This is a genomic window from Bacillus sp. V3B (genome assembly GCF_024494465.1).
Classification (GTDB): Bacteria; Bacillota; Bacilli; order Bacillales; family Cytobacillaceae; genus Bacillus_BD.
In genome coordinates this window covers 24,705-41,692 of the sequence record NZ_JAETXM010000024.1, presented here as the reverse complement: position 1 = coordinate 41,692, position 16,988 = coordinate 24,705, and the positions used below count along the sequence as shown (strand labels likewise).

Sequence of the window (16,988 nt, the reverse complement as noted above, 5' to 3'; positions counted from 1 at the left end):
CAAAAGAAAATTCACTTTAAAAGTTTATTGTAAAATTCTAATCTTTGCTTCGCATTCTCTTTTGTGATAATATCCACACCACTATCAATGATTGGGTTTGCTTTCTCTCCCTTTGTCACTTTCGTGGCCGTTTCAACACTTAAATATCCCATGTCATAAGGGTTTTGTGTTACTGCAGAAGGTAATGTTCCTTCTTGTATTACTTTGAGCATTTCGATACTTCCATCCGCTCCTGTGACAGGAATATCGAGCCCTTGTTCCTGGATAACCTTTAATGCAGGAATAGCAAGATACTCACTCGTCGTAATGACACCTTTAAGATCTGGATTATTTTGTAAAATTACTTCCATTCGGTTTTCAACTACTTCAGGATGATTAGGTGGTAATCCTTCTTTTTGTACCGTTATTTTAATCCCTACAGCTTCTAAACTAGCTTTAATGCCTTTTGTCCGTTCACCTTCAACGGCAACTTGTTCTCCACCAAGAAGAGCTACCTTATCTCCTGGTTGCAACTGTGAAGCCATTAATATTCCCGCTCTTCTACCTAACTCTAAATTATTCGTACCAATATAGGCAGTCTTATTCTCCCAAGAGTCATCTGAATGTATCAGTAACACAGGAATGTCATTTTCTACAAACGTTTCCAATTCAGGAATGAGAGTAGGTGCATAAATCGGTGAAATAATTAATACATCTGGCTTTTCTTTAAGGATATCTTTCACCATATTCTTCTGTTCCTCACGTGTTCCTCCTTTAGGTGCAATCACTCTACCATCTACCCCAAAATCTTTAAACCCTTTTTCTGCTCCAGCTTTAACAAAATCCCAATAGTGGAAGTCGAAATTTTTTAAAACTATAACTACTTTTGGCTTTTCTTCTTCAAACTGTTTGAATACAGTGACGATTAAGATCACAGAAATCATAAACGTTATAAGAAGAAGCCATTTACGTTTTTTTAACATTTAATCCTCCTTTCTTCTAATAAGGAACATTTCCATGACTAGCATCTACCGTTATATCTATCTATTCGTTTTAAATCGGATTGAAAAGGTTGTCCCCTTTGTTCCTGTATCGATGTCAATATCGGCATGATGGCGTTTCGCAATACTATAGCAAATGGCTAAACCTAACCCTGTGCCTTGCTCCTTCGTCGTAAAGAATGGTGTGCCAACTTTCTCTAAAATCTCTGGATCTATGCCTCTTCCTTGATCGATTATTTCCAAAATAACGGCTTGTTCTTCCTCATACGTCCTAATCGTAAGTTCCCCTCCAGGACTCATCGCATCAAGTCCATTCAAAGCTATATTTAAGATCACTTGACGAATTTCCTTTTCATCTATTAATATATCTAAACATTGATTTAACTGGAGGTGTACCTGCTTACTAGCTCGCATAGCTTCTGCTTGAATCAATGGAAATATCGCTTCAATAATTACATTTAAATTTTGTGGTTTTTTATCACTCACTTTATTTTTAGCTAAATTGAGAAATTCAGTAATAATCGAGTTAGCTCTGTTTAATTCATCCAACATGAGCTCAATGATTTCATCTGACACTTGATTTCCCTTTGCTATTTGCAAAAAACCATAAACCGTTGTCATTGGATTTCGAATTTCATGAGCAATCCCCGCAGCCATCTCTCCAATTAAATTTAATCGATCTAAGCGAGATAGTTCTTTCTCAAAAAGAACCCTTTCTGTAATATCTGTTAATACAAATAGAATACAAGGTTCTGGTTTAATATCGATCATTTCTGATGATAATAAACCAGAACGTATTTCTCCTTCTTTTGTCTTATAGTGAATTTTTATATTATGAATGGATTGCTCTAGATGGATAGAATAGCCTCCATCCTCTTCAATAAAATCTTGTACATTCATTTTTTGATTTTTCAACTCACCATAACTGTAACCAGTAAAGTCGATCCAGCTTGTATTGATATCCACATAGGTTCCATCTTTTAATGATACTATGGCCATTAAGTTCGGACTGGACTCAAATATTTTTCGGAATCGTTCCTGTGAAACAAAAAGGTCATCCGTAATCTTTTTCCTCTCTACAATTTCTTGATTTAACTTTTCATTCGCTAATAGCAGATCTAATGTACGCTCTTCCACCATATCTTCTAAATTATTAAACTCTTGCTTTTTCACTTTCTCTATTTGTTTTCTTTCTGTTACATCACGAATCGTACAAACAAATATTTGACTGCCCTCTATTTGCGTCTCTCCCATTTGTAGATCTGCAGGAAAATAACTTTCATCCTTACGCAATGCAACCGACTCAATCACTTTTCCTTTTCCTTGTTTCATTAAAGATAAGAAAATATACGGAGAGCACTCACTCTTTTCTTCCATGACTTTTAGAAAGAGCTTGGAGACATCCTGTCCTATAAGTTCTTCAGGCTGATATCCGAACATACTTTTTACAGCAGGATTTACTGATAATATACTACCTTGTCCGTCCAAAGTAATAATTGTATCGATTAATGTCTCACCTATGACTCTATTTAATGCCGCCGTTCGACGCAAGTCTAAGGCGGTTCGATCTAACTTTTGATTCACTTCCTTTAGTTCTACTGTACGTTTCCACTCACTCTTACTAATTTCCTCTTCATAATTCTGGTGTATTTCAACGAACTTTTCTATTTTTTGTTTTAATGTTTCAGGATGAAATGGTTTAAAAATATAATCAATTGCTCCAACAGAATAACCGCGTTGAACATTCTCGCTATCTTGGCTAATGGCCGTAATGAAAATAATAGGCGTATGCTTTGTCTTTTCTCTCGCCCGTATCAGTTTAGCTGTTTCAAAGCCATTTAATCCTGGCATCTGTACATCTAGTAAAATAACAGCAAATTCTTGTTGAAGTAGACATTTCAGCGCTTCTTTCCCTGAGTTGGCACTCACTAAACGATAATTTGGTGATGAAAGTACAGCTTCCAGCGCTAGCAAATTTTCAGGGTGATCGTCCACCATTAATATATTTACCTTTTTGGAAATGACACTATTTACATTTGCGGTATAATCTTTCTGTTGAGTCGATTTCTTCATAGTAATTTTCATAACGAGTAAATTTAATCCCCTCTCTTTTCCCTAGTCCTAGAAAACCAGATAAGCTTAGACTTTCATAAAACAGCTGGTGTACCTCATTTTGTAAACTCTTATTAAAATAGATGAGGACATTCCGACAAATAATTACATCAAACTCATTAAAGGAAGAATCTGTTACTAAATTATGCTCTGCAAACAGCATATTTTTCTTCAAAATAGGACTGAAAACAACCTGTTCTCCGACAACCTTATAATATTCTGAGAAATCTTTTATTCCTCCAGCTTCAATATAATTTTTTGTGTATTGCTGCATGTTCGCTAAAGGAACATTCCCTTCCTTCGCCTTCTCTACCATATTTGCATTCATATCGGTTGCATAGATCCTAGCTTTTTCGTAAATTCCCTCTTCGTGTAAAAGAATAGCCATAGAATACACTTCCTCACCAGTCGAACAGCCAACATGCCAAATTCGAATAGTCGGATAATCTTTTAGAATTGGGATGATATTTTTTCGAAACGACTTAAAAAATTCAGGATCGCGAAACATTGCTGTGACATTAATAGAAAAGTCAGAAAGCAATTTCTTTATCATTTCAGGATCACGAAGAACCTTTTCCTGTAGGGCAGAAATACTTGCTAGATTCTCCTTTTGAACACGCTGAAGTATTCTCCTCTGAATAAATGATTGTGCATAATTTCTAAAATCATACCCATAGTAGCGGTGAATAGCTTCTAGGAGTAACTCTATTTCTATTTTTTCAATCTCTTCATTTTGTATTGGATCTTTTATATCCTTATTCATTCGTCATCACTTACCCTGCCTTTCTATATAACCATACATGCATGAGTGAGAGTAATTGATCAACGTTAATGGGCTTACTAATAAAATCTGTTGCCCCTGCATCTAAACATTCTTCTCGACTTTTTTTCATCGCCTTCGCCGTAAGAGCAATGATTGGTAATGTTTGATACTTTGGTAGTTGCCTAATTCTACGTATAGCTTCAAAACCATCCATCTCAGGCATCATAATATCCATTAATATCAGATCTGTGTCTGGATTACCTTGTAACATTTCAATCCCTTCACGACCATTTTCCGCTACAATAATCTCCATTTCAGCCTTTTCAAGCGCAATCGTTAAAGCATAGACATTTCGTATATCATCATCGACTATAAGTACCTTTTTATTTTTCAACGAAGATTTCCCTTGTTCTTTTAAAAGACTAGCTTCTTCAACTACTTCATCACTTTTGTTCAGTAGATCAGGCTCATACGAAGGAGCTGCTGCAGCTACCTCTAGATAAGGTTTCCTTTCGATCCTTTTCACTGGTTGTTCAATGGGTAAATAAAGAGTAAAGCTACTTCCTTCTCCTACTCTACTCTTTAATTCAATAAATCCACCTAATAAATGAGCGATTTCACGGCTTATTGATAATCCTAACCCTGTCCCGCCATACTTTCGGCTTGTCGTACCATCAACCTGCTTAAAGGCATCAAAAATGGAGCCCTGTTTTTCTCTAGGAATTCCAATACCTGTATCAATGACGGAGAAAGCTAAAAGATCTTCTATGCTTTCGCTCGGTTCCATTTGTTTATTCATACTTTCTTTCATGATCTTATGAATAACGAGTGATATACTACCTTTTTCTGTAAATTTAAAAGCATTTGAAAGCAAATTATTTAAAACTTGCTTTAAACGGTGTTCATCCGTATAAAAATTCTGTGCGACATCTGGATCTAGTTGAATGTTAAACTGAATGTCTTTCTGATGAGCAATCGGTGAAAATTGCCTGATCATACTATGTTGAATTTCTTCTAAATCTACTGCTCTGCGTACCACGTCTAATTTCCCTGATTCTACTTTTGCTAAATCTAAAATATCATTTATTAATAGAAGTAAATCATTCCCGGAAGTATAAATTGTACGAATATACTCCTCTTGTTTCTCTGTAAGGTTACCATCACCGTTTTCGGAAAGGATCTGCGCTAAAATGAGTAAACTATTCAGTGGTGTTCTAAGCTCATGAGACATATTAGCGAGAAACTCAGATTTATATTGTGAGCTGATCTCTAATTGTTGCGCTTTTTCTTCAAGATCCTCTTTCACTTTCTCTAACTCTTCTTTCTTTTGTTCAGAGGCGATATACTGTTCTTCAAGTTTTTCATTTGTTGTTCTTAACTCCTCTTGTTGTAATTGAAGTTCTTCCGATTGAACTTGCAGTTCTTCTGTTAAGGTCTGTGATTCTTTCAATAACTTTTCTGCCTTCATATGATTTGAGATACTATTGATTGTTATACCAATAGTACCCATGACTTCCTCAAGAAGCTTTATATGGCTAGAAGTAAAGGATTCATAGGAGGCAATTTCGATAACAGCTAGTACATCATCTTCAATTAGCACAGGTAAGATGATAATATTTTTCGGTGAACCTTCTCCTATACCTGAACGTATTTTTAGATAATCATTTGGTATTTGATTGAGTAATAAGGTCTTCTTTTCAAGTGCACACTGTCCTACAAGTCCTTCTCCTATTTGGAAGGATTCATATACCTTAAGGCTATTGGAATAAGCGTAGCTAGCCATCCTTTTAAGGGAAGGCTTCTCTCCTTCATCACTCTTAAAATAAAACACCCCAAAACTTGCACCAACCGTGGGGACAAGCTTAGATATAATTAACTCTGCTAACATCCTTATATCCTTAGCTTCAGGATACATCGTTACGATTTCCGCAATTTTCGTTTGAACCCAGCCCTGTTCCTCTGCTTCTTCTAATAATTTTTTTTCAAGCTTGTTGTGTGCCTCTAGCTCCGTAACCATTTTGTTAAAAGCATTGGCAATTGAACCAATTTCATCTTTTGAGGAGATCGCAACCCTAGGCAATTGGTTCACATTATGATTGCTAACACCTTCCATGACTGTTGTTACTTTATGGAGGTTCTTTGTCATACTCCTAATGACCCAAATGATGAGTCCTATTCCTAAGGTCAATGTGATTCCTAGATAAAAGTATATCGTTGTGATAGCCCAATTATAGGTTTCTCTAGATCTTACAAGTTCATTTTTCAACTCTTGTTCTTGCAATCCAATCAGAAGACTAGAAATTTGCAGCATTCTTTCCTGGGTAATTTTTAAATCATTCAAAAGTTCCAGTTGAATATCAACCTCACCATCTATTTTTTGCATTATAATCACTTGCTGTACGGTACTTTGGTAACCATCATGTAGAGCTGTATATTGTTCCATTAACTCGATGGACTTTTCTTGAGTATCCATTTCTTTAAGTGATTCAATTCTTTGTCTAATCTTTAAATTTGATTCTTCCCAAGCGTTAATGGATGTTTGATCACCTTCATTTGATGGATTATCAATAATCCCCCTAAAAATCCTATCTATATTAGCCGTCTCGTATCTTATATCTGAAGCGTTTTCAATTCGTACATATAGTTCATTCACAACTACATGCATATTTACCATAGATTTTTCCAGCATATTCATTAACACAACTACACTAAATGAAATTAATACTAAAATTAATCCTATGCTCGAATAGAGCTTTGTCTTAAATTTCATACTACCTCCTACTAAAAGTAAATTCATTTTTTATCAAATACATTATGTCATAATACTATTTTACATAAATTATCTAGAATTTCCTTAGTTACTTTCTTTTAATAGACAAAAGAAATACCCATTCTAGAAAATTAACATTCTATTAATTAAATAATATCATAAGAGCTTGATAATTCGTTATAGTTAGTTTTTTCAAAAAATATTTCTATATTACATACAGACTCACTTCAGAAAAGAGTGTCAATTACTTCACTAACTTGTTTAATCCTTACAAAGCTTGTACATAAGGATACACCTTGATTTATTTCGACTCATTCAGTAAAAATCTTAACATTCCCTTAACATTTTGCAAAAAATTTCTGAACGGTTCTTCGATAAAATGAAATGGAAAAAGGTGCCTGTTCCCTAGTATTTTCATACATCAGGGGGCAGACACTCATTTTTAACAAGAATAAACTCAACTGAAACCTAGTTTTTGAAAAGGACTCTATCTCTTTATACTTTAATACAGTATTGTACCAGGAATCCCCTTCTTTCACATTCTACCTACTATTAAAAATTTTTTTACATAAAAAACCAGCTCCCGATTGGAAACTGGTTTGATATCAAAAAATATGTAGCCGCCTTTGTCGTAAACGAATTAAGAAAGTTTTAAACCACCACTCCTCAAAGTGGGTGTTCGCAGAAACATTCTTGCATGTCCTCCTTGTCCTATAGACAGAGGCTTGTCATTTCTGTTTCAATGTTAAACTCCCTATTACAGCTTAAAGGTTAAAACTTTGTTATGCTTACGGACAACGCAGCTTGTATTAGTATAATACTCTATATCCTTTCATCTTTCAATGGTAATTTGTTCCCTTTACTTCTCTCGAGCCAATTTATCACTAGATTTGAATGGGAATTTCTTTATGATAGAAGAACTTCTTCAAAAATTTATTCAATCTAATATATAAAAGCATTTGCTTTCCAATTCATTTCCTGTTATGATATAGAAGAATTATTTTTGTTCTGTAGTAATGGATCGTATAAGTTATTGCTTTTCGTCTAAAGCTCTTTGAACAAGGATAGTTATATAATCGTGTGTGAACGCACTAGGAGGCAACAAAAATGGAACAAGGTAAAGTTAAATGGTTTAATGCAGAAAAAGGTTTTGGATTTATCGAACGTGAAGATGGAGACGATGTATTCGTACATTTCTCAGCTATCCAAAGCGAAGGGTTCAAGTCTTTAGACGAAGGACAAAGCGTAACTTTCGAAGTTGAACAAGGTCAACGTGGACCTCAAGCAACTAACGTACAAAAAGCTTAATAACAGCTAGATACAACAGACTCTCTTAGAGAGTCTGTTTTTTTTGTCTTATTACCATGAAAAAGGACTGTCCTAAAAAAGGATCTTAGACACCTTTTCCTTTAGGACAGCCCAAATGAAGAGCATATGATAGTAAAGATATAGTTATGCATAATCTTCTAATTTCGGATAACGATCACTTTAATATGATTAAGATAGATAGGATCCAGTCAGTATTTATTTAAGATCAAAAGGTATCCTCCTGTGTCATCCTATTAAAACCTTCTTTTTCGATTACGTAAAAAAGTTGGAATATCTAGTGATTCTGCTTCTTGCGATGCTTGGTGTCGGCTATGAGCTTGAGCAGGTTCCTCACGTTTTAGTGGATTTCTGTCTGTTTGTTGTACTCCTAAACGTGGATTCATCCCCCTATCCATTGAAGGGCGAGAAGTCGTTTTCAATGTTTTAGCCTCTTTATCATCAAATCCAGTAGCAATGACTGTTACAATAATTTTATTTTTTAAATTTTCATTAATGATCGAACCAAAAATCATATTAAGTTCCTCATCTGAAGAAGAAGCAACGATATCCGCGGCCTCTTGTACTTCATACAAACTTAAATCACTGCCACCAGTGATATTCATTAATACCCCTTGAGCTCCAGTAATAGAAGTTTCAAGTAATGGGCTAGATATTGCTTGTCTTACGGCTTCAACAGCTCTGCCATCCCCTTCAGCAATACCGATTCCCATTAAAGCTGTTCCTTGATTGGACATAATCGTTTTTACATCAGCAAAGTCGAGGTTAATTAAACCCGGTACCGCAATTAAATCTGAAATTCCTTGTACACCTTGTCGAAGAACGTGATCCGCTTCACGGAATGCTTCAAGCATAGGGGTTTTTTTATCTACAATACCCAAAATACGATCATTCGGAATGATGATTAAGGTGTCCACGGCCTGCTTCATCGTTTCAATTCCGACTTCTGCATTCTTCGCACGCTTACGTCCTTCGAATGTAAATGGACGCGTGACAATTCCTATTGTTAGAATACCTAATCCACGGGCAATCTTGGCAATAGCTGGTGCTGCTCCTGTACCAGTACCACCACCCATTCCCGCTGTAACAAAAACCATATCTGCTCTGTTTAATACCTCTTGGATCTCATTTTCACTTTCTTCTACTGCTAGTTTACCTACTTCTGGATTGGCACCTGCCCCTAAACCTCTAGTTAATGAAGTACCAATTTGCATCGTGATTTCTGCCTTCGAGTATCTAAGAGCCTGTGCATCTGTATTCAGAGCAATAAATTCGACACCCTCAATTCCATCCTCAATCATACGGTTGACGGCGTTGTTTCCCCCTCCGCCAACACCAATTACCTTAATTCTAGCATTCTGGTCTATATTTGTATCATACTCAAACATCCCATTCCTCCATTCACCTTGTTTCACACCAATATAAGAGTTCCATAAGAATTTCTTTAATAATTGTAGTGCCCTTAAAACCACGATACCTTTAGGTTCGTGGATATAGGCTTGCTTTCAACCTTCATATTGTTCGAATTATTAAACGTTTTTTACTTAGTTTAACAAATTAGATGAATTCTTTCGATTCATTAACCCTTTTTAGACTCCAGTATCTATACATTCTAGAACACATCCTATAATACCTGCTAGTAAAACGACCTAATCCTCAAAAATAAAGATTCAATATGCCTTTATACTATTCTTTTATTAAAAACAGTTTACATTTTAAATAAAAATATAGATTAGTTCAATAATTCGACAAATTATTAAGATAATCTTATATATAATGTCTAGTGGAGAAAAAATCATTAACTAAGAAAGAGGTAAATAATGGAATTATTACTTTACATAGGTATGTATTTATCTGTTGCCCTTAGTGCCCTATGGCTAATTAACCTCGCTTTTGATCTATTCTTTAGTTGAACTAATGGGTTAGACGAATCCTCATTACTCTATAAAGGACTGTCCCTATAAGGTGTCAGACATCCACAAAATCACATTTATCTAGTATCATCAGGTTCAACTTGATGATACTAGATATTGTCTTGTGGTATCTGATACCTTTACTTTTAGGAAGCCCCTCTTTCGATTTTAAAATGGCAGTAATAATCATTTGCTCTTTCATGTTTAATCTTCTTTTTAAAGAATTCATTGGGGAATTATCTACTTCCTACGTAATATAAGAATAATTTTCTAAACGCAACATCAAGAAAAAAGTGATTCATAAAGGTTTATTATTTAAGATGGAGACAACTGGTACGATAAGGTTTTACGCTTTAGTTTAACAGTCACTTCTTCCCAATACCATATAAAACATTTGCTTTCCTCTTCATTTCCTGTTATGCTATAAAAGAATTATTTTTGTTCGGTGTAATAGATTGTATAAGTATTAACTTTTCGTCTAAACCTTTGAGCAAGGATAGTAACATTGTGTTTGAAACGCACTAGGAGGCAACAAAAATGGAACAAGGTAAAGTTAAATGGTTTAATGCAGAAAAAGGTTTTGGATTTATCGAACGTGAAGATGGAGACGATGTATTCGTACATTTCTCAGCTATCCAAAGCGAAGGGTTCAAGTCTTTAGACGAAGGACAAAGCGTAACTTTTGAAGTTGAACAAGGTCAACGCGGACCACAAGCAACTAACGTACAAAAAGCTTAATAACTGACTGCCGATATAACAGACTCTCCTAGGAGAGTCTGTTTTTTCATGTTTTCTGCACATTTATATAATTTCTCATATATGCCCAATTTTGTGGTACTGGTAGGTTTACATGTCAAAAAGTTGTCCCTGATAATTGATAAACATCCATCCATCTACGCTTCTCCATATCACTTTTACTATTTCAAACCAAATGATATACTCTTCTGTCCCTTCTCATTGGCATAACGAACTACCCGCTCAATTCATCAAATAGATTCAAGGTGGAAATTATTTTTAACGGTTATTAATTAAGCTTGAAACAAGTGATACCATAAGGTTTTATGTTTCAATATAACAGTAACTTCTCTCCAATATATAATAAACCATTTGCTTTTCTCTTCAATTCTTGTTATTCTATAAAAGAATTATTTTTGTTCGGTGTAATGGATTGTATAAGTATTAACTTTTCGTCTAAATCTTTGAGCAAGGATAGTAATATATTGTGTTTGAAACGCACTAGGAGGCAACAAAAATGGAACAAGGTAAAGTTAAATGGTTTAATGCAGAAAAAGGTTTTGGATTTATCGAACGTGAAGATGGAGACGATGTATTCGTACATTTCTCAGCTATCCAAAGCGAAGGCTTCAAGTCTTTAGACGAAGGACAAAGCGTAACTTTTGAAGTTGAACAAGGTCAACGCGGACCACAAGCAACTAACGTACAAAAAGCATAATAACTAACTGCCGATACAGCAGACTCTCCTAGGAGAGTCTGTTTTTTATTAGCTTGTTATCTGAAACAACCTACTTCACATATAAGTAGAGATCAATAATCCATTAAAAATTTTCTAGAATGGGAAAACAAAAAAACTAACCTTTGTTGGTTAGTTTTTTTGCATACAGAACATATAAACCCCTAGCAAGCGGTCTAGCTGACTATTCACATCTATCCCGCTTGAGATTTTCTTTTTCTGGGAGGTGCCTAGCACCTATTAAATAATCCGAACAGTAACGACACCTTCGATTTGGCCAACTTCTTCTTCTAAAGTAGGAGTCAGATCACCGTTAAATTTATTATCGATATCAATCATCGTGTAAGCGTGATCCCCACGGCTTCTGTTGACCATATCAGCGATATTTAAGCTATAGTTTGATAAAACGTTTGTGATTTGTCCAACCATGTTTGGTACATTTTTATGATAGACTGTCACGCGACGCTTTCCTGTATAAGGAATGAATGCATTTGGAAAATTTACTGAATTTCTAATATTTCCTGTTTCAAGAAACTCTTTAACCTGTTGAGCAGCCATAATCGCACAGTTTTCTTCTGATTCCTTCGTTGAAGCACCAAGATGAGGAATCGGAACAGCATTTTTCATTTTCAATACGGCTTCATTCGGGAAGTCTGTAATGTACTTACCAACTTTTCCGCTTTCAAGTGCAGCAGCCATATCTTTTTCATTAACAAGCTCACCACGAGAGAAGTTTAAAATATGAACCCCATCTTTCATGATGCTAAATGCTTTTTCGTTAAACATCCCTCTTGTTGCGTCAAGTAATGGAACATGTACCGTAATATAATCACTGTTTTCAAACAGCTGCTCAATTGTCATGGCACGCTGTACGTTACGAGCTAAGTTCCAAGCCGTATCTACAGATATAAATGGATCAAATCCGATTACATCCATATCCAAATCTAGTGCATCATTTGCTACACGAGCTCCGATGGCCCCTAAACCGATAATACCGAGCGTTTTACCTTTAATTTCTTTACCGGCAAACTGTTTTTTTCCAGCTTCCACAAGTTTTGGAATTTCTTCACCTTTTCCATCTAATGATTTCGCCCAAGACACTCCGGCAAATAAGTTACGTGAAGAAGCCATTAAAGATGTCAGTACAAGTTCTTTCACCGCATTCGCATTGGCACCTGGTGTATTAAATACAACAACTCCACGCTCTGTATAAGCATCAACAGGAATATTATTAACACCTGCACCAGCTCGTGCAATTGCTTTAACATTACTGTCTAATTCCATACCGTGCATATTAAAGCTACGTAGAAGAATTCCATCGGGATTCTTACTATCATTATCAATTTTGTAATTTTCTTTGAATACATTTAATCCACATTCAGCAATATTATTTAACGTTTTAATTGTATACACTTGTGTCGTTTCCCCTTTGTATTATAATATTTTTTTGGCTAGCTGTGTTAATGATTATTTCCTTAAAAACTCCCTTTAATGTAAACAGGCATTAAATTATTCCATAGAATAATTTAATACTCGTGTACCCCAAAAGCTTTAAAAGCAACAACACGATTGTTTAGCAAGGCCCTTTGATTAATAAGATGACTAGTAATTCATTCATTTAGCTACGAGTGGACAAGACTATTTCACAGCCAATAAAAAAAGATTGGTATTTTCCCAATCTCATCATACGTCAGAATAACAAATAAATATACATATTTGCTACTCTTCTGTCCTTTTGCCTGAGATTGTGAACCCTTCGGCGTTGCATTTATTTCATTGCATTCTCTCCAGAAGCTGCTCCTGTTATAGTGAAACCCATAACAATCAACGCATGCTTATTATTTGGTTATTTACTAAGGGCAAATGACTAGATTTTCAACTTTAAAGTCGATCTTTCTAGCTATCATTTATTCTCATAACAACCATATTTTAAATATTGTAAAATAATTAATTATTTTACCAGTTTAAAATAAAATGTCAATACCTTCATAAAAAAGCACCATTCCCCTTGTACGCCAATACATGAACGAAATGGGGAACAAGCACCTTAACAAAGAAATTTAGCTATTCTTTATTCTTCTATATTGACAATCATATCGTTTACTTCAGGTGCGGTTTCAATTAAACCAACATCCTGCAGCCAAGCTCCTACTTCTTCCCAATTTTCTTCATCTTGTGAACCAAATCCTACTCCCTTAGTTTCCATTTTCGGTAGCAGGATGTCAAGGCTTTCCTTTTCTACTGTCTCATCTAATCGGAAATTCGCTTCATCTTGATGATTGAAAAGAATCGTTAGTGCTTCTTCTGGATTTTCCTTCATAAACTCATAGCCTTTTTTGGCAGCTTTCCAGAACGATTGAATCGCCTCTTTATCCTGCGCCCATGTTTCATCACTTGTAACAAGGACAATTTCATTATATGCAGGTACTCCATAATTAACTGGGTTAAAGTTACGAGTTTCATATCCTTTATCTTTTAATACCGGTACTTCATGGTTAATAAAAGCCCCTAATACAGCATCAACCTGTTCCGATACAACCGCGGTACCAAGATCAAATCCTACATCAATCAAATTCACTTTACTTGTGTCTCCACCATCATGGGTGACCATCGTTTCTAATAAGGCCTCATTTAACGGAATCCCTGGGTAGCCGACTTTTTTACCTTCTAAATCTTTTGGAGACTGAATCGGACTATTCTCTAAGAATACCATATGATTTAAGGGTGTCTGTACGATCGATGCAACAGACTTGACTGGAAGGTTCTCATTTGCACGCGCCATAATAACGTCTGGTTGATAATATAAACCTAATGTAATTTTACCAGCAGCTGCAAGACTCAGTGGATCTGTTGGATTTGCTGGAAATTGAATATCGACCTTGACACCTTCTTCTTCAAAATAACCTTTCTCTTTTGCAACATATAAGTAACTATGTACAGCATTTGGATACCAATCCAACATAATACTTACTTCTTTTAATTCTGTTTCTTCTGATTCTTGATTTGATTCTGTTTCGTTATTTCCCTCTTGAGTGGTATTATTTCCACCACAAGCAGCTACTAATAAAAGTAACAATACACTTAAAACTCTACCTACATATTTTTTCATTTTTATTTTCTCCATCTCAAACATATTTTTTCTAACCATACTACTAATAAAAATAATAAAATGCCCACTATTGATAATAGAACGATAGGCGCAAATACAGCGGCACCATCGAATTGTGTCATCATTCGGCGGCTAAAATAACCAAGCCCTGCCTGTGCTCCTAGCCATTCTCCAATCGCTGCTCCAATGACACTGACAGTAACCGCTACCTTTAATCCTGAGAAAATGGAGGGCAACGCAGATGGTACATCTAATTTAAAGAAAATATCTTTCTTAGATGCTCCCATTGTCACTAATAATTCTTTTAAATCCTTATTCGATGAACGCAGTCCATCAAAAGTACTAACCGTAATCGGGAAAAAAGTAATTAAAAATGTAACGACCACTTTACTCCAAATGCTATAACCAAACCAAACAACAAAAATAGGAGCCAAAGCAATGATCGGGATCGTCTGTGAAGCAATAATAAGCGGATAAAATGTTTTCTCCACAAGTTTACTCATGTTCATCCATACCGCCAAACCAATACCGATAATGATGGAAGCAGTTAGTCCAACCACTATGACCAAGAAGGTTGCTGGAAGATGCTCAAATAATAAAACAGACTTCAACTCCCATAGCTTTAACACAATATCTGTTGGAGTTGGTAAAATAAAACTTTTATCATACGCTCGTGCACCAATCTCCCAAATGATAAGCATCACAAATACGAGTATACTTGATGATAAATAGGTTGTAAGACTTTTCATCTCTCCACTCCTGAACGAAGCTGTTCAATTAATTGCTCTTTCAGTGTGACAACATCCATTTGGCTTACATCATGAATACTTCGCGGACGACCTAATGGAACATTTACCTCTTTGATGGCATCATATGGCTTTTGCTGCAAGACAAAAATACGGTCTGATAAAAATAACGCTTCATCCACATCATGTGTAATAAATAGAATCGTTTTCTTCCATTTTTTCCACTGCTCTAGCAACCACTCTTGCATCGTCAGTCTTGTAATCGCATCTAAGGCACTGAATGGCTCATCTAATAATAGAATATTGGATCCACTTAAGATCGTTCGTAAGAAGGACACCCGCTGTCTCATCCCACCTGAGAGATCACTAGGAACTTTATTTTCTACCCCTTTTAGACCAAAATCATCAAGTAATTTTCTTACTTGGCTTTGCGCCTCTGCTTTTTTGATTCCCTTAATTTCTAAAGGAAGCACTGCATTTTCCATGATGCTTCGCCACGGCATTAATAAATCTTGTTGTGGCATATAGCCGACATGTCCTAATCGGTTTGTCCTGATCTTTCCATCTATTAAAATCTCGCCATTTGTCGGTTGTTCAAGCCCTGTGATTAACCGAAAGATTGTGCTTTTACCAGAACCACTTGCCCCTATGATACTGACAAATTCACCTTCATTCACACGAAAGTTGATACCATCGAGAATTGAAATAGGAACTTTATTTTTTTCAGATGGATATTGAAAGGTAACACGATCAAACGCTAATACTGGCTTACGCATCTATAGCCCACATTCTCTTGTTATAAGCCATATCCCAGAACATATATTCATATCGTGTCGTGTTTAAGAAGATTTTTTCTAATTGAAAAAGGTCAGCTTCCGATTTTCCCTCGGCTAATCGATCTAATAAATCAATACACCATGTTGTATGCTCACCAAAGTCTTCAGAACTATACATCTTAATCCAATCCCCATACCATTCATGGTCAATCGCTCCTGGGATTAGGCTGAGTTCTTTCCCGATTTCCCAATAGCTCCACGCACATGGAAGCAGGGCCGCCACTAATTCTGCAAGTGTTCCATTTTGTGCAGAATGAAGCATATAATGTGTATAGGCTAATGTAATCGGAGAAGGTTCTGCATTTTCAAGCTCGCTAGTAGAAATGCCAAAACGAGCAGCATATTGGCGATGTAGTGACATTTCTTCATTCATGGTTGCATGTAATAAAGTGGAAAATCTCCCCATATCCTCTAAGTTCGTTGCTTTGACAGCACCGAGCGCAAATAACTTCGAATAATCGATTAAATACAAATAATCTTGTATCATATAGAAACGAAATTTCTCTTTATCTAATGTTCCATCACCCATTTCCTTCACAAATGGATGGGCATGATTCTTCCGCCAAACAGATTGTAATTTCTCATGTAAACGTTCGGAAAACTTCATTTACTATCCTCTCTCCATTTCTCATAATCTAGTTTTATCAACTCAATGAACTGGGTTCCCCCATCTATCCCCCTTTAAAAACGAAAAAACCACCTTTTTAGGAAAAAAAGGTGGTTTTAATCTCATCACATTATTTTATTGATATACGAAAAAAAAGGTATATCGACCATGTTATGTTATGTACCACTTTCCTTCGCCAGCATTACCTAGTGCAGGTTCAAGGGTTAAGACCTTTCATCTCTCTCAGCTTTTAGCGCACCCCTAGTGTTATTAAATATTAAGTTTTCTTTCTATAATATTGTCACAATTGCGAATATAAATCAACCGTTAATTTGTTCATCTTAACCTTTACATA

13 protein-coding genes, 1 other RNA gene and 2 riboswitches are annotated in these 16,988 nt (G+C 35.6%); of the genes, 3 read left to right on the top strand and 11 right to left on the bottom strand.

Annotated elements, in window-relative coordinates; genetic code table 11:
* Nucleotides 1-11: 11 nt before the first annotated feature.
* From JMM81_RS18780 to ssrS, 5 genes are all read right to left on the bottom strand, one after another.
* A complete protein-coding gene (locus JMM81_RS18780; RefSeq protein ID WP_256243070.1) occupies nucleotides 12-962 on the bottom strand; it encodes a sugar ABC transporter substrate-binding protein in 951 nt (316 codons plus the stop codon).
* Between the two features lie 57 nt (nucleotides 963-1,019).
* Entirely contained in the window at nucleotides 1,020-3,065 is a 2,046-nt protein-coding gene (locus JMM81_RS18775; protein WP_256243069.1) for a PAS domain S-box protein, read from the bottom strand.
* Nucleotides 3,007-3,855, bottom strand: coding sequence for a CheR family methyltransferase (locus tag JMM81_RS18770; RefSeq protein ID WP_256243068.1), 849 nt, complete (start codon nucleotides 3,853-3,855; stop codon nucleotides 3,007-3,009). The genes JMM81_RS18775 and JMM81_RS18770 overlap by 59 nt, the downstream gene beginning before the upstream one ends.
* A gap of 10 nt (nucleotides 3,856-3,865) precedes the next feature.
* Entirely contained in the window at nucleotides 3,866-6,625 is a 2,760-nt protein-coding gene (locus JMM81_RS18765; protein WP_256243067.1) for a response regulator, read from the bottom strand.
* Nucleotides 6,626-7,238: 613 nt separating this feature from the next.
* Nucleotides 7,239-7,434: non-coding RNA, 6S RNA (ssrS, locus tag JMM81_RS18760), on the bottom strand.
* A 298-nt stretch (nucleotides 7,435-7,732) separates the two neighbouring features.
* Here ssrS and JMM81_RS18755 point away from each other — a divergent pair.
* Complete coding sequence (locus JMM81_RS18755) at nucleotides 7,733-7,933, top strand: cold-shock protein (protein WP_256243065.1); 201 nt, start codon at nucleotides 7,733-7,735, stop codon at nucleotides 7,931-7,933.
* A 254-nt stretch (nucleotides 7,934-8,187) separates the two neighbouring features.
* Here JMM81_RS18755 and ftsZ read toward each other — a convergent pair whose 3' ends face one another.
* A complete protein-coding gene (ftsZ, locus tag JMM81_RS18750; protein WP_256243066.1) occupies nucleotides 8,188-9,339 on the bottom strand; it encodes a cell division protein FtsZ in 1,152 nt (383 codons plus the stop codon).
* 1,062 nt (nucleotides 9,340-10,401) lie between these two features.
* On the opposite strand from ftsZ, the gene JMM81_RS18745 reads away from it, so the two are divergent.
* Nucleotides 10,402-10,602, top strand: a complete 201-nt coding sequence (locus JMM81_RS18745; protein ID WP_256243065.1) for a cold-shock protein — start codon at nucleotides 10,402-10,404, stop codon at nucleotides 10,600-10,602.
* A 514-nt stretch (nucleotides 10,603-11,116) separates the two neighbouring features.
* Complete coding sequence (locus JMM81_RS18740) at nucleotides 11,117-11,317, top strand: cold-shock protein (protein ID WP_256243065.1); 201 nt, start codon at nucleotides 11,117-11,119, stop codon at nucleotides 11,315-11,317.
* 258 nt (nucleotides 11,318-11,575) lie between these two features.
* On the opposite strand, the gene JMM81_RS18735 is transcribed toward JMM81_RS18740, so the two are convergent.
* From JMM81_RS18735 to tenA, 5 genes are all read right to left on the bottom strand, one after another.
* Nucleotides 11,576-12,748 (bottom strand): phosphoglycerate dehydrogenase, encoded by a 1,173-nt coding sequence (locus tag JMM81_RS18735; protein ID WP_256243064.1) that lies wholly within the window; start codon nucleotides 12,746-12,748, stop codon nucleotides 11,576-11,578.
* 304 nt (nucleotides 12,749-13,052) lie between these two features.
* Nucleotides 13,053-13,136, bottom strand: a riboswitch (glycine riboswitch).
* A 270-nt stretch (nucleotides 13,137-13,406) separates the two neighbouring features.
* Nucleotides 13,407-14,444, bottom strand: a complete 1,038-nt coding sequence (locus JMM81_RS18730; protein ID WP_256243063.1) for an ABC transporter substrate-binding protein — start codon at nucleotides 14,442-14,444, stop codon at nucleotides 13,407-13,409.
* A gap of 2 nt (nucleotides 14,445-14,446) precedes the next feature.
* Complete coding sequence (locus tag JMM81_RS18725; RefSeq protein ID WP_256243062.1) at nucleotides 14,447-15,193, bottom strand: ABC transporter permease; 747 nt, start codon at nucleotides 15,191-15,193, stop codon at nucleotides 14,447-14,449.
* Nucleotides 15,190-15,966: an ABC transporter ATP-binding protein gene (locus JMM81_RS18720; protein WP_256243061.1), complete on the bottom strand. Its 777-nt coding sequence runs from the start codon at nucleotides 15,964-15,966 to the stop codon at nucleotides 15,190-15,192. The genes JMM81_RS18725 and JMM81_RS18720 overlap by 4 nt, the downstream gene beginning before the upstream one ends.
* Nucleotides 15,959-16,633 carry a thiaminase II gene (tenA, locus tag JMM81_RS18715; protein WP_256243060.1) on the bottom strand — a complete coding sequence of 225 codons (675 nt, stop codon included), beginning with the start codon at nucleotides 16,631-16,633 and terminating at the stop codon, nucleotides 15,959-15,961. The genes JMM81_RS18720 and tenA overlap by 8 nt, the downstream gene beginning before the upstream one ends.
* A 171-nt stretch (nucleotides 16,634-16,804) precedes the next feature.
* A riboswitch (TPP riboswitch) is annotated at nucleotides 16,805-16,906 on the bottom strand.
* Nucleotides 16,907-16,988: the final 82 nt, after the last annotated feature.